The 25,321-nt window shown below is 63.4% G+C and carries 23 protein-coding genes and 2 tRNA genes; 16 read left to right on the top strand and 9 right to left on the bottom strand.

Annotated elements, in window-relative coordinates; all coding sequences use genetic code 11:
- Positions 1 to 57: 57 nt before the first annotated feature.
- From plsY to topA, 3 genes are all read left to right on the top strand, one after another.
- The gene (gene plsY, locus FHW96_RS15895) at positions 58 to 675 is read left to right on the top strand and encodes a glycerol-3-phosphate 1-O-acyltransferase PlsY (protein WP_172341558.1); all 618 of its coding nucleotides are present in this window, start codon (positions 58 to 60) and stop codon (positions 673 to 675) included.
- Positions 672 to 1,898, top strand: coding sequence for a DNA-processing protein DprA (dprA, locus tag FHW96_RS15890; protein WP_172341557.1), 1,227 nt, complete (start codon positions 672 to 674; stop codon positions 1,896 to 1,898). Before plsY ends, dprA begins: the two co-directional genes overlap by 4 nt.
- A gap of 308 nt (positions 1,899 to 2,206) precedes the next feature.
- Entirely contained in the window at positions 2,207 to 4,819 is a 2,613-nt protein-coding gene (topA, locus tag FHW96_RS15885) for a type I DNA topoisomerase (protein WP_172341556.1), read from the top strand.
- Between the two features lie 70 nt (positions 4,820 to 4,889).
- On the opposite strand, the gene FHW96_RS15880 is transcribed toward topA, so the two are convergent.
- From FHW96_RS15880 to lepB, 4 genes are all read right to left on the bottom strand, one after another.
- Positions 4,890 to 6,473: a glycosyltransferase family 39 protein gene (locus FHW96_RS15880; RefSeq protein ID WP_172341555.1), complete on the bottom strand. Its 1,584-nt coding sequence runs from the start codon at positions 6,471 to 6,473 to the stop codon at positions 4,890 to 4,892.
- A 232-nt stretch (positions 6,474 to 6,705) separates the two neighbouring features.
- Positions 6,706 to 7,620, bottom strand: a complete 915-nt coding sequence (era, locus tag FHW96_RS15875; protein ID WP_172341554.1) for a GTPase Era — start codon at positions 7,618 to 7,620, stop codon at positions 6,706 to 6,708.
- Positions 7,617 to 8,348, bottom strand: coding sequence for a ribonuclease III (gene rnc, locus FHW96_RS15870; protein WP_253951005.1), 732 nt, complete (start codon positions 8,346 to 8,348; stop codon positions 7,617 to 7,619). The genes era and rnc overlap by 4 nt, the downstream gene beginning before the upstream one ends.
- A complete protein-coding gene (lepB, locus tag FHW96_RS15865; protein WP_172341553.1) occupies positions 8,345 to 9,193 on the bottom strand; it encodes a signal peptidase I in 849 nt (282 codons plus the stop codon). Before lepB ends, rnc begins: the two co-directional genes overlap by 4 nt.
- Before the next feature lie 240 nt (positions 9,194 to 9,433).
- On the opposite strand from lepB, the gene pgi reads away from it, so the two are divergent.
- The 3 genes from pgi (at position 9,434) to gorA (ending at position 14,560) form a co-directional block, all read left to right on the top strand.
- Positions 9,434 to 10,963, top strand: coding sequence for a glucose-6-phosphate isomerase (gene pgi, locus FHW96_RS15860; protein ID WP_172341552.1), 1,530 nt, complete (start codon positions 9,434 to 9,436; stop codon positions 10,961 to 10,963).
- A 159-nt stretch (positions 10,964 to 11,122) separates the two neighbouring features.
- Positions 11,123 to 13,108 carry a S9 family peptidase gene (locus tag FHW96_RS15855; protein ID WP_172341551.1) on the top strand — a complete coding sequence of 662 codons (1,986 nt, stop codon included), beginning with the start codon at positions 11,123 to 11,125 and terminating at the stop codon, positions 13,106 to 13,108.
- 105 nt (positions 13,109 to 13,213) lie between these two features.
- Positions 13,214 to 14,560, top strand: a complete 1,347-nt coding sequence (gorA, locus tag FHW96_RS15850) for a glutathione-disulfide reductase (protein WP_172341550.1) — start codon at positions 13,214 to 13,216, stop codon at positions 14,558 to 14,560.
- Between the two features lie 211 nt (positions 14,561 to 14,771).
- Here gorA and aroB read toward each other — a convergent pair whose 3' ends face one another.
- Both aroB and FHW96_RS15840 read right to left on the bottom strand, forming a co-directional pair.
- Entirely contained in the window at positions 14,772 to 15,878 is a 1,107-nt protein-coding gene (gene aroB, locus FHW96_RS15845) for a 3-dehydroquinate synthase (protein WP_172341549.1), read from the bottom strand.
- Positions 15,879 to 15,885: 7 nt separating this feature from the next.
- Positions 15,886 to 16,548: a shikimate kinase gene (locus FHW96_RS15840; protein WP_253951004.1), complete on the bottom strand. Its 663-nt coding sequence runs from the start codon at positions 16,546 to 16,548 to the stop codon at positions 15,886 to 15,888.
- A gap of 89 nt (positions 16,549 to 16,637) precedes the next feature.
- Here FHW96_RS15840 and FHW96_RS15835 point away from each other — a divergent pair, with 89 nt between their 5' ends.
- Genes FHW96_RS15835 through FHW96_RS15820 form a run of 4 tightly spaced genes read left to right on the top strand, consistent with a single transcriptional unit; the run spans position 16,638 to position 20,670 of the window.
- Entirely contained in the window at positions 16,638 to 16,859 is a 222-nt protein-coding gene (locus FHW96_RS15835) for a hypothetical protein (RefSeq protein WP_172341547.1), read from the top strand.
- Entirely contained in the window at positions 16,859 to 18,745 is a 1,887-nt protein-coding gene (locus FHW96_RS15830; RefSeq protein WP_172341546.1) for a hypothetical protein, read from the top strand. Before FHW96_RS15835 ends, FHW96_RS15830 begins: the two co-directional genes overlap by 1 nt.
- Before the next feature lie 28 nt (positions 18,746 to 18,773).
- Positions 18,774 to 19,673: a tyrosine recombinase gene (locus FHW96_RS15825; RefSeq protein WP_371815734.1), complete on the top strand. Its 900-nt coding sequence runs from the start codon at positions 18,774 to 18,776 to the stop codon at positions 19,671 to 19,673.
- A 49-nt stretch (positions 19,674 to 19,722) separates the two neighbouring features.
- Positions 19,723 to 20,670 (top strand): acetyl-CoA carboxylase carboxyltransferase subunit alpha, encoded by a 948-nt coding sequence (locus FHW96_RS15820; RefSeq protein WP_172341545.1) that lies wholly within the window; start codon positions 19,723 to 19,725, stop codon positions 20,668 to 20,670.
- A gap of 141 nt (positions 20,671 to 20,811) precedes the next feature.
- On the opposite strand, the gene FHW96_RS15815 is transcribed toward FHW96_RS15820, so the two are convergent.
- The 3 genes from FHW96_RS15815 to FHW96_RS15805 form a co-directional block, all read right to left on the bottom strand.
- Positions 20,812 to 20,991 (bottom strand): Flp family type IVb pilin, encoded by a 180-nt coding sequence (locus tag FHW96_RS15815; RefSeq protein WP_172341544.1) that lies wholly within the window; start codon positions 20,989 to 20,991, stop codon positions 20,812 to 20,814.
- A gap of 236 nt (positions 20,992 to 21,227) precedes the next feature.
- Entirely contained in the window at positions 21,228 to 21,407 is a 180-nt protein-coding gene (locus tag FHW96_RS15810; protein WP_172341543.1) for a Flp family type IVb pilin, read from the bottom strand.
- A gap of 215 nt (positions 21,408 to 21,622) precedes the next feature.
- Positions 21,623 to 21,820 carry a Flp family type IVb pilin gene (locus tag FHW96_RS15805; protein WP_172341542.1) on the bottom strand — a complete coding sequence of 66 codons (198 nt, stop codon included), beginning with the start codon at positions 21,818 to 21,820 and terminating at the stop codon, positions 21,623 to 21,625.
- 107 nt (positions 21,821 to 21,927) lie between these two features.
- On the opposite strand from FHW96_RS15805, the gene FHW96_RS15800 reads away from it, so the two are divergent.
- The 6 genes from FHW96_RS15800 (at position 21,928) to FHW96_RS15775 (ending at position 25,279) form a co-directional block, all read left to right on the top strand.
- The gene (locus tag FHW96_RS15800) at positions 21,928 to 22,344 is read left to right on the top strand and encodes a (deoxy)nucleoside triphosphate pyrophosphohydrolase (RefSeq protein WP_172341541.1); all 417 of its coding nucleotides are present in this window, start codon (positions 21,928 to 21,930) and stop codon (positions 22,342 to 22,344) included.
- Positions 22,345 to 22,413: 69 nt separating this feature from the next.
- A tRNA-Arg gene (locus tag FHW96_RS15795) sits at positions 22,414 to 22,490 on the top strand.
- A 61-nt stretch (positions 22,491 to 22,551) separates the two neighbouring features.
- Positions 22,552 to 22,628, top strand: a tRNA-Arg gene (locus FHW96_RS15790).
- 214 nt (positions 22,629 to 22,842) lie between these two features.
- Positions 22,843 to 23,466 carry a GTP cyclohydrolase I FolE gene (folE, locus tag FHW96_RS15785; protein WP_172341540.1) on the top strand — a complete coding sequence of 208 codons (624 nt, stop codon included), beginning with the start codon at positions 22,843 to 22,845 and terminating at the stop codon, positions 23,464 to 23,466.
- A gap of 30 nt (positions 23,467 to 23,496) precedes the next feature.
- The gene (locus FHW96_RS15780) at positions 23,497 to 24,393 is read left to right on the top strand and encodes a S9 family peptidase (RefSeq protein WP_172341539.1); all 897 of its coding nucleotides are present in this window, start codon (positions 23,497 to 23,499) and stop codon (positions 24,391 to 24,393) included.
- A gap of 88 nt (positions 24,394 to 24,481) precedes the next feature.
- Positions 24,482 to 25,279, top strand: coding sequence for a NosD domain-containing protein (locus FHW96_RS15775; RefSeq protein ID WP_172341538.1), 798 nt, complete (start codon positions 24,482 to 24,484; stop codon positions 25,277 to 25,279).
- Positions 25,280 to 25,321: the final 42 nt, after the last annotated feature.

Below are 25,321 nucleotides of genomic sequence, written 5' to 3'. Positions count from 1 at the left end.
AGGAGGGATGAACGCGCCCTTTGGTTAAAGCATCGGGCGCCAACAAGGGTGAATGCAATGTCTTTGATGGTGGCCTCGGTGCTGGGTTACGCGCTGGGTTCGGTGCCTTTTGGCCTGCTGTTGACGCGGGCCTTTGGCGCGGGCGATCTGCGCTCGATCGGCTCGGGCAATATCGGGGCGACCAATGTGCTGCGCACCGGGCGCAAGGGTTTGGCGGCGGCCACGCTGCTGCTCGATGGCGGCAAGGGCGCGGCGGCGGTGCTGATCGCGGGCATGCTGCCTGCCGGGCAATTTGCCGATGGGGCCGCCGGGGCAACATGGCTGGCGCTGGCGGGCGGGGCAGGGGCGATGGTGGGCCATTGCTTTCCGGTCTGGCTGAAATTCAAAGGCGGCAAGGGCGTGGCCACCATGCTGGGCGTGGCGCTGGGGCTGGCATGGCCGGTGGGGCTGCTGTGCCTGCTGGCATGGGTGGGCATGTTCAAGCTCTCGCGCATTTCCAGCGTTGGCGGGATGAGCGCCGCGCTGGCCGCCCCGATTGGTGCATTGGCGCTGGGGCATATGGCGATGGTGCCGGTGCTGGCCGCGCTGGCCGTGCTGGTGCTGTATCAACATCGTGAAAATATCACCCGCCTGCGCGCCGGGACCGAGCCGAAAGTGGGCGCGAAAAAGGGATGAGCGGGCCGGGCGACGAGGCGCAGTCCGGCGCGGGTTTTACCCTGACGCGCGAGGAAGGGCTGGCGCGCATCCGCCTGATCCGTTCGCCCAACATCGGGCCAGTCACCTTCGGCCAATTGCTGCGCCGCTTTGGCGATGCGCGCCGCGCGCTCGACGCTTTGCCGGATCTGGCCGCCAGAGGCGATGGACGTGGCAGCTCCAAGGGTCGCAAACCTTATCGTGCCATCGACATTGGCGTGATCGAGGCCGAGATCAAGGCCGTCCGCGCCGCCGGTGCGCGCTATATCTTTCACGATTCGCCCGATTATCCTCCCTTGCTGCGCCAGCTCGATTCGGCGCCGCCGCTGTTGATTGCGCGCGGGCGGGCTGATCTGTCGCGGGCCGCGCCGGTGGCCATAGTGGGCGCGCGCAATGCCAGCGCGGGGGCGATGCGTCTGGCCCGTGAAATCGCGGGCGGGCTGGCCGAGGCGGGCTATCCGGTGGTTTCGGGTCTGGCGCGCGGGATCGATGCGGCCGCGCATGAGGGCGCGCTGGCCGGTCGCGGAGAGAGCTATAACAGCGCCACCACGATCGCTGTCATCGCGGGCGGCATCGACATTGCCTATCCCACCGAACATGCCGCGCTGCAATCACGTATTGCCGAGGAGGGGCTGCTCCTGACCGAGGCCCCCCCCGGCGTTGAGCCTACCCAGCGCCACTTCCCGGCACGCAATCGCATCATCGCCGGCATTGCGGCGGGGACCGTGGTGGTCGAGGCCGCGTTCAAGTCCGGCTCGCTGATAACCGCGCGGCTGGCGGGCGATTACGGGCGCGAGGTGATGGCGGTTCCCGGCTCTCCGCTCGACCCGCGCAGCCATGGCTGCAACGAAATGATCCGCGAGGGGGCCATCCTGATCCAGCGGGCCGAGGATATTATCGAGCTGATCGCCAGTTTCGACGGCCTGCCGCGTTCGCATTTCCATGAAGAGGATCACGCCCCGCTCGATGGCTGTGGCGGTGATCGCCTGCCAGAGGCGGATGAGACCGGGGATGAGGCCGAGGAGGGAGGCGCCGATGCCAATGACCGGATCGCCGCGCTGCTCGGCCCGGCGCCGGTGGGGGTGGACGAGATCGTGCGCCAGTCGGGCCTTAGCGCCGGGGGTGTGCAGATGGCGCTGACCGAGCTGGAGCTGGGCGGGGTGATCCAGCGTCATGCCGGGGGGCGGGTCAGCCGCATTGCGTGATTTTTCCATGGTGTGCTCCGTAAATCTGCGTGGGATTTTCTGCCGGGAGCGCCCGCGGGTAAAGTTGCGATAGTTCCGAAACGAACCTGCCGCTGTCTTATGGCTGTCAAAATGCCATGAGAATGGACCCGCCACACGCCCTCTTGACGAAGGCACGCCCGCCCCGCCACCATCGCGCGTATACGTGAGGCCCGGCGCTCTAAGGGGCAATCGGGCTTCACAAGCCTTTCAATTGGGGGCATGGCCGCATTGTCGGCCCTGCGGCCATCGCGGCCAGAGCGTCCCTCTTAGATAGTACAAGAGAAACCATGCAGCTTGTTATTGTCGAATCCCCGGCCAAGGCGAAAACCATCGAGAAGTATCTCGGCAAGGATTATCGGGTGCTGGCCAGCTATGGCCATGTGCGCGATTTGCCGCCCAAGGATGGATCGGTGCGGCCCGATGAAGATTTCGCGATGGACTGGGAACTGTATGGCGACAAGCAGGCCCGCGTGCGCGAGATTGCCGAACTTGCCAAGCAGGCCGACCGACTGATCCTGGCGACTGACCCTGATCGCGAGGGTGAGGCGATTTCGTGGCATGTGAAGGAATTGCTGGCCAAGCGGCGGGCGCTGCCCAAGGAGGTTGAGCGCGTCACCTTCAACGCGATCACCAAGGATGCCGTGACTACGGCGATGAAGCATCCGCGCGAGCTGGATCAGGATCTGATCGACGCCTATCTGGCGCGGCGCGCGCTGGACTATCTGTTCGGCTTCACGCTCTCGCCGGTGCTGTGGCGCAAATTGCCCGGCGCCAAATCGGCGGGCCGCGTGCAGTCGGTGGCGCTGCGCCTGATTGTTCAGCGCGAGCGCGAGATCGAACTCTTCAAGCCTGAGGAATATTGGCAGGTCATCGCGCGCATGATGCACGACGGCTCGCAATTCCCGGCGCGGCTGGTGAAGTTTGAGGGCAAAAAGCTGGAGAAGCTGAGCCTTGGCGAGGCGGGCATTGCCAATCGCGCCAAGGCGGCGGTGGAGCAGGGCGCCTTCCGCGTGGAGGAGGTGGAGACCAAGCCGGTCCGCCGCAATCCCTATCCGCCTTTCACCACATCGACCCTGCAACAGGAAGCCGCGCGCAAGCTGGGCTTTTCGGCCAGCCACACGATGCGCGTGGCGCAAACGCTGTATGAAGCGGGCGCGATCACCTATATGCGTACCGACGGCGTGCAGATGGACCCCAGCGCCATTTCCGCCGCCCGCCGCGAGATCACCGAGCGTTTCTCGGGCCATTACTGCCCCGAAAAGCCGCGCCACTATGAAACCAAGGCCAAGAACGCGCAGGAGGCCCACGAGGCCATCCGCCCGACCGAGTTCGGCCGCGACCATTACGGCAACGGCGACGAGGCGCGCCTCTATGACCTGATCTGGAAGCGCGCTTTGGCCAGCCAGATGGCGAGCGCCGCGCTGGAGCGCACCACGGTGACGCTGCGCGATGGCACGGGGCAGCATGAGTTGCGCGCCACGGGGCAGGTGGTCAAATTCCCCGGCTTCATGGCGGTCTATGATGAAAGCCGCGACAATAAGACGGACGATGATGACGATGCGAACCTGCTGCCCCTGATGAACAAGGGCGACATGCCCTTGAAGCAGGGCGTGGAGGCCACCCAGCATTTCACCCAGCCGCCGCCGCGCTATTCCGAAGCAAGCCTCGTCAAGCGTCTTGAAGAGCTGGGCATCGGGCGTCCCTCGACCTATGCGGCCACGCTTCAGGTGTTGAAGGACCGCGCCTATGTGCGCACCGAGAAAAACCGTTTCTTTGCCGAGGAAACCGGGCGTCTCCTCACCTCTTTCCTCGAACGTTTCTTCGACCGCTATGTCGCCTATGAATTTACGGCGGGTATGGAGGACGAGCTGGACGATGTTTCGGGCGGGCGGGCGCAATGGCGCACGGTGCTCGAAGCCTTCTGGAAGGATTTCAAGCCCAAGTCCGACGAGGTGATGGAGAAGAAGCCCTCGGAAGTGACCGAGGCGCTGGACGAATTCCTCTCCGATTACCTGTTCCCCCCGCGTGAGGATGGGACTGATCCGCGCAAATGTCCGCAATGCGAGGCAGGGCGTCTGAGCCTGCGCGGCGGCAAATATGGCGCGTTTGTCGCCTGCTCGAACTATCCGGAATGCAAATTCACCCGCAAATTCGCTCAGCCCGGCGGCAGCGCTGATGCGGGCGAGGAAGGCGAGCTGGGGAAGCACCCGGAAACCGGCGAGCCGATCATGCGCAAGGCGGGCCGCTTTGGTCCCTATATCCAGATGGGCGAGGGTGACACGCGCAAGATGGCGTCGATCCCCAAGGATATTGGCGAGATGACACTGGACTGGGCGGTCAAGCTCTTGTCCTTGCCGCGCACCATCGGGCCGCATCCCGAAAGCGGTGAGCTGATCACCGCCAGCATCGGTCGCTATGGCCCCTATCTGGCGCATAGCGGCAAATATGCCCGTTTGCGCAGCACGGCCGAAGTGTTTGAGACAGGCATGAATCTGGCCGTGACCAAGCTGGCAGAGGCGGCGGCGGGCGGCGGACGCAGCCGCAATGCTCCTGCCGAGCCGCTCAAGGTGTTTGGCGCCCACCCCACCACCGGGGGCGAGATCAAGCTGCTGGCGGGCCGCTATGGCGCTTATGTCACCGATGGCACGACCAATGCCACGCTGCCCAAGGCGGTCGACCAGGACAAGCTGACGCTGGAACAGGCGATCGCGCTGATCGACGAAAAGGCGGCCAAGGGGCCTGGCACCAAGGGCAAGAAGAAGGCCCCCGCGAAAAAGGCCGCGCCCAAGAAGGCCGCTGCCAAGAAAGATGATGGCGAAGCGCCTGCCGCCAAGAAGCCTGCCGCCAAGAAGGCTCTGGCCAAGAAGGCAGCCCCGAAGAAAGCTGCAGCCAAGGCCTGATTTTCGCAAGCCTGAGCAAAGAAAAGGGCCGCGCCGGAGATGTCCGGCGCGGCCCTTTTCGTTTGGCCCCTTATGGCCGGTTGTTCAGCCGATAGATCAGCAGGTCGCGCCATCCGACATGGGCCAGCCCGACAATCTGATAATCCCGCTTGAGATGCTGGAACATCATATTGCGCGTGTGCCAGTTCACCGGCAGCGACGAGGGCTCAACCGTCATCACCACCACCTGCGGGCGCTTGGCCAGAATGTTGCGCACCTCTTGCCCGGCATCGACGCCCAGCGCGTTGACATCGACCATGCCGTTGAGATGGTTGGGGAAGATGTAGCGCGTGACAAAGCAGGCATTGGCCATGTGATAGAGGATCGGATCGCCCTCGTTGATATAGACGCAGCCCTGCCCGGTGGGCGTTGCCGCCGCGTTTCGGATCATGTCGGCGGCCACCTCTACCTCTTCGGAGGTGCCATGGTGGCGGGTGTTATAGATCGTCACCACGGCGGCCGCGATCATGCCGATGCCCAGCATGAAATGGGTGTACCAGCGGAAAGGCCGGGCGCGGCCCAGCGCAGGTGCGGCCAGCGCCATCAGCGGCACCAGCAGCGGCGCGACATAATGGTCATACCACGTGCCAAAGATCAGGAACCCGGCCACCGCCACCCCGGCCCAGATCCTCAGGAACCCCTGCGCCGGGCGCGCAGCAAAGCGCAGCGGCGGCATTTTGCGCGGCGCCCACAGGATCGCCGCCCAGACCGGCAACAGCGCCAACGTTTCCTTGAACAGGCGGAACAGCGAACCGTCGAGATCCTCGTGTCGGCCAAAGATCGAGAGGAAATTGGCCTGCGCAAAGGCCAGACCGTGGCCCATCGCGATATAGACACCCCATGCCGCCAGCGTGGGCAACAGCGCCACGCCCGCCCAGCCGGTGGCCGCTGCCATCACCCGCCTATGCGACCAGCCCAGCGCCCGCGCGCGGAACATCAGCATCAGGCCAAAGGCCAGACCTTCGAATACGACCGTATATTTGATCTGAAGCGAGACGCCGACCACCGCCATGATCGCCAGGCCATGTACGAACAGGCGCCGGTCGGTCTTGGCCGTCCACACGCCCATCATGCCAAGGCCCGCCAGAGCCATCAGCAGATTATAGAAAACCGGCGCCTGTCCGCCAAAGCAGAAGAAGGCCGAGAGGAACAATTGATAGGCAACCCCGGCCCAGAACGCGCCCATCGGCGAGGCGATTTCGCGCGCCATGCGATAGATGACCAGCGACGTGCCCGCCACGCAGGCCAGTGCCACCAGTTGATATTGCAGGATCCCGTCGCCCCCCAGCAACCGGATCGCAGCATAGAGCAGGAACAGGCCAACCGGTTTGCGGTCCCAGATGTCGACAAAGGGCACCGCCCCATGCAGCATGCGGTCGCCCACCAGCAGATAGAACTGTTCGTCAATATGGATAACAGGAAAGCCCAGCGTGGCGCCGCGCAGCACCAGTCCAACCGCCAGATAGGCAAAGCCCATCAGCAGCAGATTGACCCCGCGCACCGCGCCCAGCCCGGCTCTTTCGGCCACGCCCTGCAAGGGCTGGCTGATCTTGGGAGCTTCCGCTCTGGCTGCACCCCGCAGCCGCGCCGGAAGTTCTGCGATATATTCGACCATCAAACACTCCGTCCGTCTGATCGCCTTTACAAACCGCGACAGACCCCCATCTGCATTGCGGTCAGGCCATCAACCCCCGATGCCCAGCTTTGATTCTGTGCCTTCACGTCATGGTTTCGAACCAAACTGTCTTGTCGCAGTTTTCATCCGATTTGCCATAACCTTTGTATGTCTGTCTCACAATAGATCAGGCAAGGCGCTTGAGCACGCCTGATAGGTTGCCGGGCGCGCCTCAGCGCACCCAGTCCAGCCCGATCTCTTCATAGATCTCGCGCGCATCGGCCCAGTTTTCGTCAACCTTGACGTGCAGGAACAGATGCACCTTGACCCCCAGCAGCTGCGCCAGCTCGGTCCGCGCCGCCTCGCCGATGGCTTTGAGCCGCGCGCCGCGCTTGCCCAGCACGATGGACTTCTGGCTTTCGCGGGCGATCACGATCTGCTGGCGGATCTCGACGCTGCCATCCTTGCGGTGAGTATAGCTTTCGGGCCGCACGGTGCTGTCATAGGGCAGCTCGTCATGCAGTTGGCGATAGAGTTGTTCACGGGTGATTTCGCAGGCCATCAGCCGTTCCGAGGCATCGGAAACCTGATCTTCGGGGAAATTCCACGGGCCCTCGGGCATCAGATCGGCCAGACGGGCCTTCAACTGCGCCACGCCGTCGCCGGTCGAGGCCGAGATGAAGAAGACTTCGGCAAAATCGACCGCCTGCGTCAATTCCTGGGCCAGAACCAGCAGCGGCTCCTTGGGGCAGAGATCAACCTTGTTGAGCGCGAGCAACTTGCGTTCGGGGCGACCTTTCAGCGATTCGAGGATTTCCTCCAGCCCCTGCCGGTTCTTCTTGGCGGCATCGACCACCAGCAGGATGGCATCGGCCTCGCTCGCGCCTTCCCATGCGGCGGCCACCATCGCACGGTCCAGACGACGGCGCGGGGTGAAAATGCCGGGCGTGTCGGCAAGTATGATCTGGGCATTATGCTTGGGCGACTGCTCCAGCGCGATGCCCATCAGGCGCGCGCGGGTGGTCTGAGCCTTTTGCGAGACAATCGCCACTTTTTGCCCGACCAGCGCGTTGACCAGTGTGGACTTGCCCGCATTGGGTGCGCCCAGCACGGCCACCAGTCCACAAGATTCTGCGATTTCACTCATCCAAATTGCCTTAAAAATGCGGCGGCCGCCTGGGTTTCGGCCTCCTGTTTGCTGTTGGCCACGGCCTCAACCTCGCCCACGCCTTTGACCGCCACGGCGACCGTAAAGCGCGCGGCATGATCGGGGCCTGAACGATCGACCAGTCGATATTCGGGGGGCTTGCGGCGGTTGCCGGCGGCCCATTCCTGAAGCGCGGATTTGGGATGCTTGGCCTGTCCCGCGCGCCCGCCGACCTCTTCGGCCCACAGGCTGCGGATCAATGCCCGCGTGGGTTCAAAGCCGCGCGTGACGAAGGAGGCGCCGATCAGGGCTTCCATCACATCGCCAAGGATATTCTCGCTGTCCGATCCGCCATCGTCGCGCGCCTGTTTGCCAAGGCGGATATGTTCGCCAAGCCCGATGCCGCGCGCGATGGTGGCGCACATCTGGCGGCTGACCAGCACGTTCAACCGCTGCGACAGGCGGCCCTCGGCCGCGCCCTCGCTTTGATACAGCCATTCGGCAATGGTCAGGCCCAGCACCCGGTCGCCCAGAAATTCGAGCCGCTGATAATCTTCAAGACCTTTGCCGCGCGCGCCGTTCTGGGCGGAAAAACTGCCATGGGTCAGCGCGGCGGTCCATTCGGGCGCGCCATCGGGATCCACGCCGATCACGCGGGTCAGAAACGCCCGCGTGTCATCAGGAAGCGCCGGATTATGGGCAGGCTTAGTCGTAAGGGTCTTGCTCAAAAGGTGCCCCCGATCCGGTTCCAGCGCGCGGCGGTCAGCCAAGTCCAGGGCTTGTACCACGAAACCGATCCGTCGGTCGACCACATCACGATGGTGGCGCGGCCCACCAGATTGCCCTGCGGCACATAGCCGATGCCGCCTACCTCGACGGGGAAACGGCTGTCCTGCGAATTGTCACGGTCATCGCCCATCAGGAACAGCGCCCCCTCGGGCACGATATAGGGCAGGGTGTTGTCCTGCGGCGTGGTTTCCATGTCGAGGACGTTATAGGACTTGCCCGGTTTGCCGTTGTCGGCGGGCAGCGTCTCGCGATATTGCGGATAGTGACAGATGGTCTTGCCATCCTTCACCGTCTCGTAGTTCACGCTCATGCCATAGCGCGGCTGATAGCAGGAGGTGTTGGGCGAGACGGCGATCTCGAAATCCTCGATCTTCTGCTTGGGCACGGCGTTGCCGTTGATATACAGAACGCCGCCCTTCATCTGGATCGTATCGCCCGGCAGGCCGATCACGCGCTTGATCCAGTCATCCTGATTGGTCGGCGGGGCCTTGAAGATGACCACATCGCCGCGCTTGGGCTGGGTGGCCAGAATGCGGCCCGGCAGCAGCGGCAGGCTGAAAGGCATCGAATAGCGCGAATAGCCATAGGGCCATTTGGCGGCCAGCAAATAGTCGCCATTGACCAGACGCGGCAGCATCGATTCGCTGGGGATGTTAAAGGGCGAGAAGATGAAGCTGCGGAACACAGCAACGATCACCACCAGCTTGATAAGGAAAACGAAAAAGTTCTCCTCCTGTTTTTCCGGTTTGGCGCCGGGCTTGGTGGCGGGTTCGGCTTGGCTCATCTTTGCTCATCCTTGAATCTGGCCGTGCTGCCATGTTGGCCAAGAGGCCCTGCGTCAAGACATGGTTTGGCTGAGCAGGGGATGAACCGTGCATGTTTGGGCCATCCTTGCGTCACAAAACGTATTCAGCGGCGCGATAAGGGTAAAAATGCTGCGGCGCACCCTTGGCCAATCCTTGCGCAAAGGGCATAGGTTCGGGCCAATTATTGATCGCATCTGCAAGACGGGAGTGAAGCTAACGTGTCCACCAACCAATCGGTCAAGGCTGCATGGGACCATCTGGCGGGCCTGCCTCGCCCCACGCTGGCGGAATTGTTCGCCGGCGATGCCGATCGTCTGAGCAAGCTGTCCACCCGTTTCGAGCTGGGCGAAGGGTTGGGCGGCATCCGCTTCGACTGGTCGAAGATGCATCTCGATGATGCGCATATTGCCGGGTTCGAGGCTCTGGCCGCGGCGCAGGATTTCGATGGCCGCCGTGCGCAATTGTTTGGCGGCGAAAAGATCAACAACACCGAAGGCCGCGCCGCCGAACATACCGCCCAGCGCGGCATCGGCAAGGACAGTTCGGTGGAAGAGGCACAGGCCCTGCATCAGCGCACGGCCTCGCTGGTGGCCGCGATCCACGAGGGCGCGCTGGGCGAGGTCAAGCACCTGATCCACATCGGCATCGGCGGTTCGGCATTGGGCCCGGCGCTGGCGATTGACGCGCTGACCCGCGACGGCTGCGTGGTCGAGGTGCATGTGGTCGCCAATATCGACGGCTGCGCGCTGGAGGCCGCCTTTGCCAAGGCGGACCCGGCCACCACGATGATCGCGGTTGCCTCCAAGACCTTCACCACCATCGAAACGATGACCAACGCCAAGTCGGCGCTGAACTGGCTGAAGGAAAATGGCGTCGATGATCCCTATGGCCGTGTGGTCGCGCTGACCGCCGCGCCGGAAAAGGCGGTGGAATGGGGCGTGGATGAAACCCGCATCCTGCCCTTCCCGGAAAGCGTGGGCGGGCGTTATTCGCTGTGGTCGTCGATCGGTTTCCCGGTGGCGCTGGCGCTGGGCTTTGAGGAATTTGCCGAATTCCTTGCAGGCGCGGCGGCCATTGACGAACATTTCGCCAATACGTCGGGCGCGGACAATCTGCCCCTGCGCGCGGCCTTTGCCGACCAGCTCTACACCCACCTGCGCGGTTGCCAGACGCGCGCCTGCTTTGCCTATGACGAACGCCTCGCGCTGCTGCCTGATTATCTTCAGCAGCTCGAAATGGAATCGAACGGCAAGAGCGTGACCTTCGACGGCGCGCCGCTCGATGGCCCTTCTGCGCCGATCACCTGGGGCGGCGTGGGCACGGATGCCCAGCATGCGGTATTCCAGTTGCTGCATCAGGGCACGATCGTCGTGCCGGTCGATTTCATCGCCAGCATCGCGCCGGGCGATCAGCTCGATCCGGCCCATCACCGCATCCTGCTGATGAACTGCTTTGCCCAAGGCGCCGCGCTGATGGCGGGCAAGGCGAGCGAGGACAAGTCGCGCGATTATCCGGGCAATCGTCCTTCGGCCACGATCCTTGTCGACGATCTCTCGCCCGCCAGCCTTGGCGCGCTGATCGCGTTCCATGAACATCGCACATTTGCCAATGCGGTGCTGCTGGGAATCAACCCGTTCGACCAGTTCGGCGTGGAATTGGGCAAGCAGATCGCCAATGCCATCGACAAGGGCGAAGCCGTGTTCGACGCCAGCACCACCGCGCTGCTGGCAGAGGCTGGTTTGGCCTGAAGCATTAGCCAAGTGTAAACTTGCACGGGATCGCGTCGTTTCTATGACGAAACGGCGCGATTTTCGTGAGAATTATCATTGAGTTCCGAAATAGGCTGTGGCTATTCTGCCCGCAGGCAAGATGTGTTCGATGGGCAGAACACAGCTAATGGGGGCTTGATGATCGTGAAGCAGTTTGGCCGGGCGTGCAGCAGTGTGCTGGCGTTGGCGGCGGCGTTTGGATTGGGCGGCGGACAGGCCATGGCGCAAGACGCAGCGCCGGTTGCCGCACCCGTGGTCGAGGCCGAACACCGGCTGGACGCGGCCGATTTCGCCGTCCTGCCCTTTGTGGCCGAACCGACGCTTTCGCCCGATGGCGAATGGATGGGCGGCCTTTTCGCCATTGGCGGGCAAAAGCGGATCTGCGCGATTGGCCTGTTTGACGGGCAGAGCAAACCTTCATGCATCGGCATCCCCGACCTGACCGAGGCGCATGGGCTGGAATGGGTCAACAATGATAATCTGCTGGTCCACCTGACCGTGTTGCAACCGGTGGAGGGCGAGCGTTTCTATGTCAGCCGCCTGATCAACTTCAACCGGGTGACGGGCAAGATCACCAAGCTGTTATGGGACAGTCAGGGCCAGTCGGCCGACCGGGTTTTGTGGACCGCCCATGACGGCAAGCCCACGGCGCTGATCGCGGCGCAGAATTCGATCTATATGGGCGCTGATTTCTGGCCCTCGATCTATCGCGTCAATGTCGAAACCGGCAGCCGGATGATCGTGCAGCAGCCGCGCGCGGATGTCATGCGCTGGTTCACCGATGGCGAGGGCGTGGTGCGCATCGGCTATGGCTATGACGATAACAGCCGCATGTCGCGCGTGATGTATCGCAACGGCGTGGGCGAGAGCTTCAAGGAAGTGGACCGCGCCGATGGTCGCAAGCGAGAGGATCTGATCTCGGTGGTCGGTTTTGGCAGCGTGCCGGGCAGCGCGCTGATCATCCATGACGACAAGGACAAGCATTCGGCCCTGTTCGAGGTGGATCTGGCCACGCAAAAGGATCTGCGCACGATCTGGACCGCGCCTGAGGGAAGCTGGATCGAGAAGGCATGGACTGATGTCGACCGCAAGACGGTGCTGGGTCTGCGTGTAGAGGGCAAGGAGCAGAAGCGGGTCTGGCTGGATCCCGCGCTGGCCGAAACGCAGGCCGCCTTTGCCAAGGCGGTGCCGGACCGGCGCGTGGCGATTGTCGATATCAACAGCAACCATACGCGGATGCTGGTGCGGATCGATGCGCCCGATGCGCCGGGCGCAATCTATTTTTATGATACCGGCGAGGGCGTGCTGCACCGTCTGGCCTATCTGTCCGAAAAGCTTAAAGGGCAGGCGATCAATCCGGTGAAGATGGTGCGCTATAAGGCGCGCGACGGGCTGGAGATCGAGGCGGTCCTGACCCTGCCCAAGGGCAAGGCGGCGAAGAATTTGCCGTTCGTGGTGATGCCCCACGGCGGGCCGTGGTCGCATGATACGCTGGACTATGATTACTGGGCCCAATTCGTGGCCCAGCTTGGATATGGCGTGATCCAGCCCAATTTCCGCGGCTCGGACGGCTATGGCGAGGAGTTTGAACGCAAAGGCGAAGGGCAGATGGGCCTTGCCATGCAGGATGATCTCAATGACGCGCTGGACTGGGCGGTGAAGGAGGGCATTGCCGATGGCAAGCGGGCTTGCCTGGTGGGGGCATCCTATGGCGGCTATGCCACGATGTGGGGGCTGGCGCGCGATGCGGACCTGTGGCGCTGCGGCATCTCGATTTCGGGCGTGGCCAGCGTGCGGCGCGAGGTCAACGATATGGGCAATTCGCTCTATGGCAATCACAACCGCGATGCATGGTCGCGCATGACCCCCGATTTCGCCGCCGTTTCGCCGATCAACGCGGTGGGCCGGATCAAGGCGCCGCTGCTGCTGGTGCATGGCAAGATGGATGTGACGGTCGATCATGGCCAGTCGGCCTCGATGGTGGCCAAGATGCGCGAGGCGGGCAAGCCGGTGGAATTCGTCTCTCTGCCCAAGGCGGACCATTATTTCACGCGTGAGGTCGACCGGCTGGAATTGCTCAAGGCCATCGAGGGATTCTTGAAAAAGAACAATCCGGCAGATTAATGGGGCCGGCAGATTAATATTGTCAGTGTTGCATACTATCTATTGGCAAAGTGTGTGGTTGGCCCCATATCGGCGCGGCAATCTGTCCCCCGGTGGAGTTTGAAAATGGCCGAATTTGACTACGACCTGTTTGTGATTGGCGCCGGGTCGGGGGGCGTGCGCGCCAGCAGGATCGCGGCCGGTCATGGCGCGCGCGTGGCCGTGGCCGAGGAATTCCGCGTTGGCGGCACCTGCGTGATCCGCGGCTGCGTGCCCAAGAAGCTGCTGGTTTACGCCAGCCAGTTTGCCGAGGAACTGCACGATACGGCCAAGCTGGGCTGGACGCTGGGCGAAAAGAGCTTTGACTGGGCGGCTCTGCGCGATTTCGTGGCCAGCGATGTCGATCGGCTGGAGCGTGCCTATACGTCCACGCTGGACAACAACAAGGTCGAGCATTTCCACGAACGCGCCACCATTGCCGGGCCGAACACGGTGCGTCTGGCATCGGGCCGCGAGATCAGCGCGAAATTCATTCTGGTGGCCGTGGGCGCTTGGCCGGTGATGCCCGAATTTCCGGGCAACGAATATGCGATCACCAGCAATGAAGTCTTCCATCTGGAGACCTTCCCCAAGCGCGTGGTGATTCAGGGGGCGGGCTATATCGCGCTGGAATTTGCGGGCATCTTCAACGCGCTGGGCGCGCATGTCACGGTGGTGAACCGCTCGGACAAGATCCTGCGATCGTATGATACCAGCCTGACCGACCGCTTGTTGACCATGATGCGCGCGCGGGGCATCGAGTTCCGCTTTGACGCGCCGATTGAAAGCATCATCAAGCAGGCGGACGGCTCGCTCTGCGTCAACACCAAGGGTTTCCTGCCGATTGAGGCGGATGCCGTGCTGGTCGCCACCGGGCGCAAGCCCAAGACCCCAGGGCTGGGCCTGGAAAACGCCGGGGTCGAATTGGGCAAGAACGGGCAGATCCCGGTGGACGAATATAACGCCACCTCCTGCCCCTCAATCTATGCCGTGGGCGATGTCACCGACCGGGTGCAGTTGACCCCTGTGGCTATCCGCGAGGGCCATGCCTTTGCCGACACTGTGTTTGGCGGCAAACCCCGCACCATCGCCTATGACCATATCCCCAGCGCGGTGTTCAGCCAGCCCCCTCTGGCGGGCGTCGGCCTGACCGAGGCGGCGGCACGCGCGGCGGGGCATGACATCAAGATCTATACCAGCGATTTCCGCCCGATGAAGAACATGTTCCACACGCGGGCGGAGCGCGGCTATTACAAGCTGATCGTCGACACGGCGACCGACAAGGTGCTGGGCGTGCATATGATCGGCCCGGATGCGCCCGAGATTTTGCAGGCAGTGGCCATTGCGGTGAAGGCTGGCCTGACCAAGGCCGATTTCGACGATACCGTGGCCCTGCATCCCTCGATGGCCGAGGAATTGGTGTTGATGCGGTAAGGTTTAGGGATAGGTGCGAGGGTCTAGACCCTCGCGCTCCCGTTACTGTCTTCGTTGCGCCACGGGTTCGGCCAAGGCGATAAATTTACACCGCCGGAGGCTATAATGCCTGCGGCGCTGATGGAGAGTTCGGGGCGCACCCTGTCGGCGCCACTCCCCTCTCGCCGGAAGACGTAGCGGGGAGCCACGAGGGGCTAGCCCCTCGTGATTCTTACCCCTCCAATTCATCCTTCAAAAACGCGGACACTTCCTCCAACGTCACATCCTTGGTCAAAAACGTCCCGCCAATCCCGCGCATCAGCAAGAACGCCAAGCGCCCGGCATCGACCTTTTTGTCATGCAGCATATGGGCCGCCAATTGCGCCCCCGACACATTCAGCCCCAACGCGCGAACGTCCGCAGGCAGGCCGACAGCGGCGATATGGGCGGCCACCCGCTCGGCCTCATCCGCTCCCATCAGCCCCCGCCGCGCCGAAAATCGCGCCGCCAGCACGCAGCCCAACGCCACCGCCTCGCCGTGGAGCAGGCGGTCGGAAAAGCCGGTTTCCGCTTCCAGTGCATGGCCGAATGTGTGGCCAAGGTTGAGCAGAGCGCGCAGGCCCGTGGTTTCGAACTCATCCTGCGCCACGATGCGCGCCTTGGCCGCGACCGAATAGGCCACCGCATATTCGCGCGCCGCCCGGTCGCCCGACAGCATGGCATCGCCATTGGCCTCACACCATGCGAAAAATTCCGGGTCGTTGATCAGCCCGTATTTCACCACCTCGGCATAGCCCGAAGCCAACTCGCGCCGGGGCAAGGTTTCCAGCGCATCGAGATCGGCCAGCACCAGTGAGGGCTGATGAAAGGCGCCGACCAGATTCTTGCCCGCAGGCGTGTTTATCGCGGTCTTGCCGCCCACGCTCGAATCGACCTGCGCCAGAAGCGAGGTCGGCACCTGAATGAAATGGCATCCGCGTTTCAGCATACTGGCCGCAAAGCCGGTCAGATCTCCGATCACCCCGCCGCCCAGCGCGATAATATGGTCGCCCCGCTCCACCTCCAGCGCCAGCAGCCCATCGACCACCGCCACCAGATTGGCCCAGCTCTTGGTGCTCTCGCCCGCAGGCAGAATGTGCCAGGCGGCCTTTTTGCCCGCGCGCGCCAACGAGGCGTCGACCGCCGCTCCCCACGCCTGATGCACATTCACGTCTGTAATGATCGGCACGACGGGCTTGCGCAAACGCGCCCCCGCCTCTTCGGCCAGACGCGCGATCAGCCCGGCGCCCACGCGCACTTCATAGGGGCGGCCGGCAATATCGACAGGAATAATCGGCATCGTAAAATCAGCCTTTCGCGCCATGGGCATCGAGCCATTCGTCCAGCGAGACCATCAGGCTGGCCAAGGTGCGCGAATGGGGCACATTGCCGCTCATCACCTTGATCGGGGCCTGCGAATAGAAGGGTTCGCGGCTGGACTTGAGATTGGAGAGAATTTCGCGCGGATTGCCGGTTTTCAGCAAAGGCCGGTTTCCCTTGCGCGCGGTGCGATCCACCAGCGTTTCCAGCTCGGCGTCCAGCCACACCGCGATCCCGCGCGCGAGAATCAGTTCGCGCGTGGCATCATTCACAAAGGCCCCGCCGCCAGTGGACAAAACCTTCAGCCCCGCTTTGCCATTGCCCGCATGAGGCAGCTTGAGCCCCTTGATCGCATCGCCCGGCGTGTTTTCGCCCAGCAGCCGCGCGATCACCCGCCGCTCGCCCTCGCGAAAGAAAGCCTCGCCGTAAGTGGCGAAAATATCGGGAATCGGCATATGCGCCGCCTTCTCGATCTCGTCATCGGCATCGACAAAGGGCACGCCCAGCAGCGCGGCCAGACGCCGCCCAAGGCTGGTCTTGCCCACGCCCATCATGCCCACCAAAACGATGGGGCGGTCGATATGCGCCAGAACAGCGGCCAGATGAGCGGCCTCGGCTACGCTTTCGGAAAGAGTGTGATCTTCATCCATTGCCGGGTTGCCTATACTTTTGCTAACCGGCTGCGCAAGCATAGCATGATGTTGGCGCGCTTCGGGCCGCTGTTTCGAGGATTTTGACGTTGAGTATCACGATCCGGCGCGATGGCGGCAAGAGTGCGGGCAGGAACAGAGCGGCAAAATCGCATCGCGGGCGGTGGCTGTTCTGGTGGCTGGTGCTGGCCTTGATGGTGGCGGGCGGCGTTGCGGCGCTGGCCTGGATCAAGGGCGGGCCGGTGCAGATGCGCGAAGTGGCGGTGGAACTTTCGGCCAGACAGGTCGGCGTGAACGGACAGGTGAAGTGATGAAACGGATTGCCAGACCTCTCCTTGTTTGCTCCGCGCTGGCCCTGTTGGGGGCGGGCGGCGCATGGGCGCAGGGCGGCCCCGAATCGCTGCTGCCCCCCGGCTTTGACCGTCCCGCGCCGCGCCCCAGCCGCGCGCCGGTTCCTGCGGCCGCTCCGGTTCGCCCCGGCCAACCGCGCGTTGACATCGCGCCCACGCCCGAACCCACCATTGCCGCGCAACCGATGGTTGAGGCGCCATCGGGCATTGCCGCCATCGGCGCGGCATCGGCCAGCGGGCCGGTGGTGCTGCCCGAGGGGATCAGCTCGTTTGAACAATTGATCGCCCTGCCGCCGGAGAAGCTTGACCGGTTGCTGGGCCTTATCCCCAAATATGACATCCCCCCCGGCGCCCAGCGGGCGATGAAGCAGGTTGGTCTGCTCGACACGGGCGAGGGCGGCATGGCGCCGCAATCGCTGGCCGGACAGAATGCGGGCCTCGTGCGCGCGGCGCTGGCGGGCAACAATGGTCAGATGGTGTCGCGCTGGGGCCATATTCTGGTGCGCCGGGCGCTGGCCTCGCGGCTGGATGCGCCCGCCGAGATGGCGCCCGCCGAATTCGCCGCGCTGCGCGCCGCCCTGCTGCTGCGCATGGGCGAAGGTGTGGCGGCGCGCGCACTGGTGCAGGATGTCGATCCGGTCAATTACGACGCTTCGCTGACGCAGGCGGCGATGGACGCCTATATCGCCACGGGCGATTTTACCGGCTTTTGCCCGGTGCTGCAATTGAACGCCTCGGCGCGCGACGATGTGCCCTGGCAGGTGATGCGCAGCATTTGCCAGACCTATGGCGGGGCCACCGCCACCGGCCAGTCCGAACTCGACCGTCTGGGCAAGGCCAAGGCGCTCTCGGGCATGGATATGGAACTGGCGCAGAAATATGCCGGCGCCGTGGGCGGCGCGCGGGCGCGGGCGGTCAAGATCGAGTGGGACAATGTGGGTGACCTGACCCCGATGCGTCATGGGTTGACGCTGGCGGTGGGATTGGCTCCGCCCGATGCGCTGCTGGCCAAGGCCGGGCCGGTCTATGCCGACATGACCGCGCTGTCGCCGATGGCCGGGCTGGGCCTGCGCGCCGATGCGGCCGATGTGGCGGGCGCGATGGGTGTGCTGTCGGGCGCGGCGATGGTCGATCTTTACAGCCAGATCTACAGCAATGACGACATCACCGGCGGCCCGGCGGAGCGCGCGCTTTTGCTGCGCGATGCCTATGTGGGCGTGGCCCCGGCCGACCGCGTGGCCGCGATGCAGCAATTGTGGGATGGGGCCGCCAACCCCTATTCGCGCTATGCCCGCATGGTGTTGACGGCCTATGCGGCGGCGCGTCTGGCGCCCTCGGCGGATCTCAATGCGCAATCGGGCGATCTGATCGCCTCGATGCTGAGCGCCGGGCTGGACGGCAATGCGGCCCTGTGGCGGCCGGTGGTCGAGGCCGGATCGCCCGGCTGGGCGCAACTGGCGCTGGGTCTGCCGATGTCGGGCGAGGCCGATACCGGGGCGATTGAGAGCTTTATCGGCAATGACAAATCCGATGGCCAGCATCGCAGCGCCATGCTGATCGCGGCGTTGTCGGGGCTGGGACGGATCAAGGACAGCACGCGCGATTCGCTGCTGGGCAAAGTCAAGGGCAGCGTCGGCGGCCAGACCCGCTGGACCGGGGCAATTGATACGGCGGCGGGCGTGAACAATGCCGCGCTGGTGGCGCTGCTGGCCGGATTGGGCATGCAGGGCGACAGTTGGGCCAAGATGACGCCGCGCTATCTCTATCACATCACCTCCGCGCTCAATCGCGTGGGGATGGGGGCCGAGGCGCGGATGATCGCGGCCGAAGCGGTGGCGCGCGGGTGACGCGCGAAATTCTAACAAAGGCGCGCGGGTGACGCGGGCGCCATCGGTTGCGGTGGCGGCGTTTCTGGCCATGCTGGCGGCGGAACGCGGCGCGGCGGCCAACACGCTGGCGGCCTATGAGCGCGATCTGCGCGGGGCCGAGGATGTGCTGGGGGATATTGAAAACGCCGATGTGGCCGCGCTGGAACGGCTGGCGGCCACATGGGGCCATCTCTCGCCCGCCAGCGTGGCGCGCAAATCCTCGGCTTTGCGGCAATTCTACGGTTTCCTGATCGACGAGGGCTGGCGCGAGGACGATCCCAGCCCGGCCCTGCCGCGCGTGGCCCAGCGCCGCCCTTTGCCGCGCATTCTGGGGCATGAGGATATCGCGACCCTGTTTGCCCGCGCCGAAGAGGAAGCCGCGGGCGACAAGCGCGAACCCTTGCGCACGCTGGCCTGTCTGGAATTGCTCTATGGTTCGGGCCTGCGCGCGACCGAGCTGGTATCCCTGCCGATCCGCTCCGCGCCGCGTGATGCGCCCTTGCTGACCATTACGGGCAAGGGCGGGGTGCAGCGCATGGTGCCGATCAGCGCGCGCGCGGGTCATGTGCTGCGCCGCTGGATCGCCATCAGGGGCGCGGGGGCGGATTCGCGCTTCCTGTTTCCTTCCACCGGCAAGGATGGGCATCTGACGCGGGTGCGCCTGTTTCAATTGCTGCGCGAACTGGGCGCGCGCGCCGGACTGGACCCCACGCGGCTTAGTCCCCACGTGTTGCGCCATGCCTTTGCCACCCATCTGCTTGAAGGGGGTGCCGATTTGCGCGTGGTGCAGACGTTATTGGGCCATGCCGATATTGGCACGACCCAGATCTATACCCATGTCGATGCGGCGCGTCTGGTCGAATTGGTGAACCAGCGACATCCTTTGGCGGCCAGAACGGTTGGCTGACGGCTGAAAGGCTTGCCCAAACCTGCGCGGCGCACTAGGGCCATGCCCCATGGTTTCCTATCTCGAATTTGAAAAGCCGGTGGCCGCGCTTGAAGCGCGCATCAAGGAATTGCGCGCAACGGCGGCCGAGGGCGACCTCGACATTTCCGCCGAGGTGGGGCGACTGGAGCGCAAGAGCGCCGATCTGCTGGCCAGCACCTATCGCGCGCTGACCCCGTGGCAGAAGACGCAGGTGGCACGCCATCCGATGCGCCCGCATTTCGTCGATTATGTCGAAAAGATCTTCACCGATTTCGTGCCTCTGGGCGGCGACCGCCTCTATGGCGAGGATCAGGCGATCATCGGCGGCTTTGCCAAGTTGAATGGCCGCAAGGTGATGCTGATCGGCCATGAAAAGGGCCATGATACCGCCACGCGCATCAAGCACAATTTCGGCATGGGCAAGCCGGAGGGCTATCGCAAGGCGATTCGCCTGATGGAACTGGCTGGCCGATTCGGGCTGCCGGTGGTCACGCTGGTCGATACCTCGGGCGCGTTTCCCGGCGTTGAGGCTGAGGAGCGCGGTCAGGCTGAGGCCATTGCCCGTTCGACCGAGGCCTGCCTTGCGCTGCGCGTGCCGATGGTGGCCGTGATCGTGGGTGAGGGCGGCTCGGGCGGCGCGGTGGCTCTGGCCAGCGCTGAGCGCGTGCTGATGCTTGAACATGCGGTCTATTCGGTGATTTCGCCCGAAGGCTGCGCCTCGATCCTGTGGCGCACCGCCGAAAAGGCGGCTGATGCGGCCGAAGCGATGAAGGTGACGGCGCAGGACCTGCTGGGCCTCAAGGTTATCGACCGTATCGTGCCGGAACCCGTGGGCGGGGCGCATCGCGATCCGGATGCTGCGGCAAAGGCGCTGGGCAAGGCGATTGGCGAGGAACTGGACAAGCTGCTCAAGCTGGATGCCAAGCAATTGCTGGCGATGCGCGAAGAGCGTTTTCTGGCGATCGGCGCTGAATAAGGCGCGGCGTCCTAAGCGGGATACAGAAAAAGGGCGCGGCCTTCGCAGGCTGCGCCCTTTTTGCTGGTCATGAGCGTCTGCCGGTCACAGCGCTCATATGGGGCGGGCGGCAAATGGCTCAGCCGCCCTGGATCACCCCGATCAGGCAGCGGCGTTGGCGGCCGACATCTGCGAAGAGGTGGTGTTGAAGGTGGTCGAGAGTTGATTGCCCATGCCGTTCATGGCGGTGATCGCGGCAACGGCGATCAGAGCGGCGATCAGGCCATATTCGATGGCGGTGGCGCCGGCTTCGTCACGGATCAATTTGCTGAAGAATTTCATGGTCGGTCTCCGGTCTCGTCGAGCAACTTGTTTCTGCCGACCTCCGGAGGAATACTGATAAGGTGTTGATAAAGCGATACCAAAAAGATAGTTTTACTTATGGTAACCTTAAAAAGGTTCATCATATTATGAGATGGTCAAGCAAATATTGCGCGCACGCAAGAAGGGCGACAGGTTGCCCTGTCGCCCTTCTCATTACCTCTAAATCGCGCCCGACCCCGTAGTCAGGCCGGCGATTAGGCAGCGGCGTTGGCGGCCGACATCTGCGACGAGGTGGTGTTGAACGTGGTCTTGAGCTGGTTGCCCAGACCGTTCATGGCGGTGATGGCGGCAACGGCGATCAGAGCGGCAATCAGGCCATACTCGATGGCGGTCGCACCAGCTTCGTCGCGGATCAGCTTGTTGATGAACTTCATGGTCAGTCTCCTGTAGCAGTCTTTCCGCCCTGCCAGTTTTCCCGTCTCAGCCCGGCGGTCCCATCGTCCTAGTCGAGATGTCTTAACAATCCGTCAGCGCCCCGATTCCTCTGCGGAGAATGCGGATGGCAAGGGTTAAGTCTTGCGCAAGGTATCGGAAGGGGGAGCAGGGCAGCTTGGCAAAATGCAAAACGAGGCAGAGCGGCGGGGCAGCCCTAGCCGCCTGTCGATTGTTGAACCGCAGTCTGGGCCTCGGAACTGACGTGATTCCATGTCTGGCCGATCACATTGGCCATGCCGTTGAGCGAGGCGATCATCACCAGCACAACCAGCCCGCACAGCAGCGCATATTCCACCGCCGCCAGCCCGCTTTTGTCCCGATGGAGCCGGGCCAGGATTTCTGTAATACACATGACCTTGCCCGCCCAATTCCGTTGCGGTGTTATTGTGCAGGCGTCCGGTTAATAAGATCTTGAACGGGAATGGTGGAATTTCCCAGGCGGTTAGGAAAGGTCGTACAATGATTCTGCCCGTGGTGGCCGTGGCGCTGTTGCGCGAGGACGGGCATATATTGATGCAGCGCCGTCCGGAGGGAAAACAGCACGGCGGTCTTTGGGAATTTCCCGGCGGTAAGATTGATCCGGGCGAGGGGCCGATCGAAGCGGCGCAGCGCGAGATGGAAGAGGAGCTGGGCGTAGGGCTGGAGGCGCGCGCGCTGATGCCGGTCAGCTTTGCCCATAGCGATGAGGGGCGGCGGGTGCTGCTGTTGCTTTACATAGCGCGGGTGTGGAGCGGCGATCCCGTGGCGCGAGAAGGCCAGCAATTTGCGTGGGTTGCGCCCGATGCTCTGTCGGATCTGGATATGCCGCCGCTCGATGTGCCGCTGGTTCGCGACCTGTTGCGCTGGATCGGCGCGGGGGCAATACAGCGAAAATAATTAGTTTTTACAAAATGTCATTTTCCTCTTGCCAAGCCGGTGCTGTCCCCTTAGAGGCGCGGCTCCAAGGCACCCGTAGCTCAGCTGGATAGAGCATCAGACTACGAATCTGAGGGCCGGGCGTTCGAATCGCTCCGGGTGCACCACTCTCCTTTTGGGGGGAATGGTCGGTCTTTTACAAGGCCGTTTGGGATATTGTGTTAGTGTGCACCCGTAGCTCAGCTGGATAGAGCATCAGACTACGAATCTGAGGGCCGGGCGTTCGAATCGCTCCGGGTGCACCAACACATGATCCCCTGAATGCCCCTTCGGGCCATCCTTCTTAAAAGCGCGAATTGTTCTTGCTTTGGCCGGCATATGGGCCGAAAGCGTGCGCCGTATCGGGGCATAAGCTCCCGTAAACCATGCTGGCCCGAAGCCGCGCTGACGATGCCGCGAGAGGACTCTTCCTTGACGCCCCGACAGCCGGTCTGGCGCAGGATGCCGGAGTAGCGCAGAATGAACGAGATCAGCGAAAATTTCGACCTGCATGACCACGATCATGCCGATGACGGCAAGCTGCCGGTCCCCCAAGAGGTTCAGGAGGCGATTCGCACGTTGCTGCGCTGGTCGGGCGATGATCCGGCGCGCGAAGGGCTGATCGACACGCCCGCGCGCGTGGCCCGCGCGTGGAAGGAATATTGTCAGGGCTATAATGAGGACCCGGCGGTCCACCTGTCGCGCCAGTTTGAGGAAGTGGGCGGCTATAACGAGATCGTCCTGCTCAAAGATATTCCGTTTCAGAGCCATTGCGAACATCACATGGCCCCGATCACCGGCAAGGCGAGCATCGCCTATCTGCCGCGTGAGCGCGTGGTGGGGATTTCGAAGCTGGCGCGGGTGCTGCACGGCTATGCCCGCCGGTTGCAGATTCAGGAGCGTCTGACTGCGCAGGTGGCCCAGTGCATCTGGGACAATCTCGACCCCTTCGGTGTGGCCGTGGTGATCGAGGCGCAGCATGGCTGCATGACCGGGCGCGGGGTGAAAACGCCGGGCGTGGGCATGGTGACCAGCCGGATGATGGGTGCGTTCCTGTCCGACCCGCGCAGCCGCAAGGAAGTGCTGAGCCTGATGGGCTATTGATCCGGCGCGGCGCGGGTGAGAGGGTGGGGCATGACCGCTCCCGCTCTTGTCCGCCGCGCCCTATGGGCCGCCTGTCTCCTCGCGCCTCTGGCTCCGGCGGCGGCCAGGCCGTTGCCTTTGCCGCCTGCGATTTACGCCGATCCTGTCCATGATGGGGCCCATCCTGCGCGGATGGAGGTGCTGCATATCCCCAGCGGCGGGGTGGAGATCAATGGCGTGGCTTATCTGGCCTCGGGCGCGGCGCCCCGGCCTACGGTGGTGATCTGCCACGGATTTCCCGGCAATGAGAAGAACCTCGATCTGGCGCAGGCGCTGCGCCGCGCCGGATGGCATGCGATCACCTTCAACTATCGCGGGTCATGGGGCAGCCCCGGCACGTTCCGCTTTGCCCAGAACCCGCAGGATTTGCAGGCCGTGCTGGCCTATCTACGCGATCCGGCCAATGCCCGGCGATTGGGCATCGACACCGCGCATATGGCCGTGGTGGGCCACAGCATGGGCGGATGGGTGACGGCGATGGCGGGCTCGCAGGACAAGGGGCTGGTGGCGCTGGGCCTGATTTCGGCGGCGAATTTCGGCCAGATCGGCCGGATGGCCCCAGAACCGCGCGTCAAGATGATGTCGGAAAACATGGAAACGCTGGCCAGCACGCCGCAGGCCCTGTCCGAGGAACTGGGGGTGCATGTGGCGGATTATGATTTCACCTCTCGGGCCGCCGCGCTGGCGGGCAAGCCCTTGCTGGTGCTGACTTCCGATGATGGGTTGGCCGGGGATGTTGCGCCGCTGATGGCCGCGATTCGCAAGGCGGGGGGCAAAAAGCTGCAGACCGGGCATGGGGCCACCGATCACAGTTGGTCGGACCGCCGCATTGATCTGGAGGCGCGAATCATCCGGTTTCTTACCCCCTATTTGCACAGCGGGGCCTGATTCGGAGACTGATTCGGGGCGGGAATAGATTCGGAATTGAACCGAGTTGCGTTCGACGAAACCCGGCATGGGCCGCAAACTTGGCCTCATGACGATACGCAACCCAATCGAAACTCTCGCCCGCTGGTTCCGCATGGCGGTCTGCCTGCTGCTTGCCCTTTTGTTTCAGGCGCCCCCGGCCCATGCGCTGGTGGATCAGACCTGGATCTCCTCCGAAGGGCTGGACAGCGGGGGCTGTCTGGCGCTGGCCCCCTGCGCCACGCTGGCCTATGCGATCCGCCAGACGTCGGCGGGCGGCACGATTTCGGTGATGGACAGCGGCATCTATGGCACGGCCACGATCGACCGCAGCCTGACGATCCGATCCGAATATGGCCAGATGTCGATGGTCGCCTCGATTACGGTCAATGCGGCCAGCACGGATAAGGTGATGTTCGACAATGTCGCGCTGGAATGCATCGCCCCGGCGCGCAGCATCGCCTATGGCTATGGGGTGCAGGTGCTCAAGGCGGGCGATGTCCTGTTCAACCGCGTTTCGATCAAGGATTGTCTGGCCAGCAGCACCGTTGGGGCGGGGGTCTATATCTATTCCACCACCAATTGCCGCGTGACGCTTAACGATTCGGTGATGTTCAACAATCGCGTGGGGGTTCTGGTGTCCAGCACCGACGGGATGGCCCATGCCAAGATCTACCGCACGCTGTTTCTGGCCAACAGCGAATCGGGCGTACGTGTGATCGGCACCGGCAATGATGCGATCATGGCTGATAACAATATGCTGGGCAGCACCAAGTCGATGGACCTGCAATCGGGCGGGGCCTCGCGCAGCTTTGGCAACAATTCGATGACCAGCGGCGATACGCCCATCCTGATGTCGCAATATTGAAGTAGCATTTGGGGCCGGTTCGATCCCATTTTGGACCAGCCA

This window comes from Novosphingobium sp. SG751A, from assembly GCF_013149295.1.
Taxonomy (GTDB): Bacteria; Pseudomonadota; Alphaproteobacteria; order Sphingomonadales; family Sphingomonadaceae; genus Novosphingobium.
This window is presented reverse-complemented; position numbering and strand designations above follow the sequence as displayed.

Excerpts from the sequence above, each read along its gene's own strand:
- FHW96_RS15800 (WP_172341541.1), top strand. The coding sequence starts at position 21,928 with ATGATTCTGCCCGTGGTGGCCGTGGCGCTGTTGCGCGAGGACGGGCAT.
- FHW96_RS15820 (WP_172341545.1), top strand. The coding sequence starts at position 19,723 with ATGGTTTCCTATCTCGAATTTGAAAAGCCGGTGGCCGCGCTTGAAGCG.
- FHW96_RS15780 (WP_172341539.1), top strand. The coding sequence starts at position 23,497 with ATGACCGCTCCCGCTCTTGTCCGCCGCGCCCTATGGGCCGCCTGTCTC.
- dprA (WP_172341557.1), top strand. The coding sequence starts at position 672 with ATGAGCGGGCCGGGCGACGAGGCGCAGTCCGGCGCGGGTTTTACCCTG.
- plsY (WP_172341558.1), top strand. The coding sequence starts at position 58 with ATGTCTTTGATGGTGGCCTCGGTGCTGGGTTACGCGCTGGGTTCGGTG.
- FHW96_RS15880 (WP_172341555.1), bottom strand. The coding sequence starts at position 6,473 with ATGGTCGAATATATCGCAGAACTTCCGGCGCGGCTGCGGGGTGCAGCC.
- FHW96_RS15815 (WP_172341544.1), bottom strand. The coding sequence starts at position 20,991 with ATGAAATTCTTCAGCAAATTGATCCGTGACGAAGCCGGCGCCACCGCC.
- FHW96_RS15810 (WP_172341543.1), bottom strand. The coding sequence starts at position 21,407 with ATGAAGTTCATCAACAAGCTGATCCGCGACGAAGCTGGTGCGACCGCC.
- FHW96_RS15775 (WP_172341538.1), top strand. The coding sequence starts at position 24,482 with ATGACGATACGCAACCCAATCGAAACTCTCGCCCGCTGGTTCCGCATG.
- topA (WP_172341556.1), top strand. The coding sequence starts at position 2,207 with ATGCAGCTTGTTATTGTCGAATCCCCGGCCAAGGCGAAAACCATCGAG.
- lepB (WP_172341553.1), bottom strand. The coding sequence starts at position 9,193 with ATGAGCCAAGCCGAACCCGCCACCAAGCCCGGCGCCAAACCGGAAAAA.
- FHW96_RS15805 (WP_172341542.1), bottom strand. The coding sequence starts at position 21,820 with ATGTGTATTACAGAAATCCTGGCCCGGCTCCATCGGGACAAAAGCGGG.
- FHW96_RS15830 (WP_172341546.1), top strand. The coding sequence starts at position 16,859 with ATGAAACGGATTGCCAGACCTCTCCTTGTTTGCTCCGCGCTGGCCCTG.
- FHW96_RS15840 (WP_253951004.1), bottom strand. The coding sequence starts at position 16,548 with ATGGATGAAGATCACACTCTTTCCGAAAGCGTAGCCGAGGCCGCTCAT.
- folE (WP_172341540.1), top strand. The coding sequence starts at position 22,843 with ATGAACGAGATCAGCGAAAATTTCGACCTGCATGACCACGATCATGCC.
- aroB (WP_172341549.1), bottom strand. The coding sequence starts at position 15,878 with ATGCCGATTATTCCTGTCGATATTGCCGGCCGCCCCTATGAAGTGCGC.
- FHW96_RS15855 (WP_172341551.1), top strand. The coding sequence starts at position 11,123 with ATGATCGTGAAGCAGTTTGGCCGGGCGTGCAGCAGTGTGCTGGCGTTG.
- gorA (WP_172341550.1), top strand. The coding sequence starts at position 13,214 with ATGGCCGAATTTGACTACGACCTGTTTGTGATTGGCGCCGGGTCGGGG.
- era (WP_172341554.1), bottom strand. The coding sequence starts at position 7,620 with ATGAGTGAAATCGCAGAATCTTGTGGACTGGTGGCCGTGCTGGGCGCA.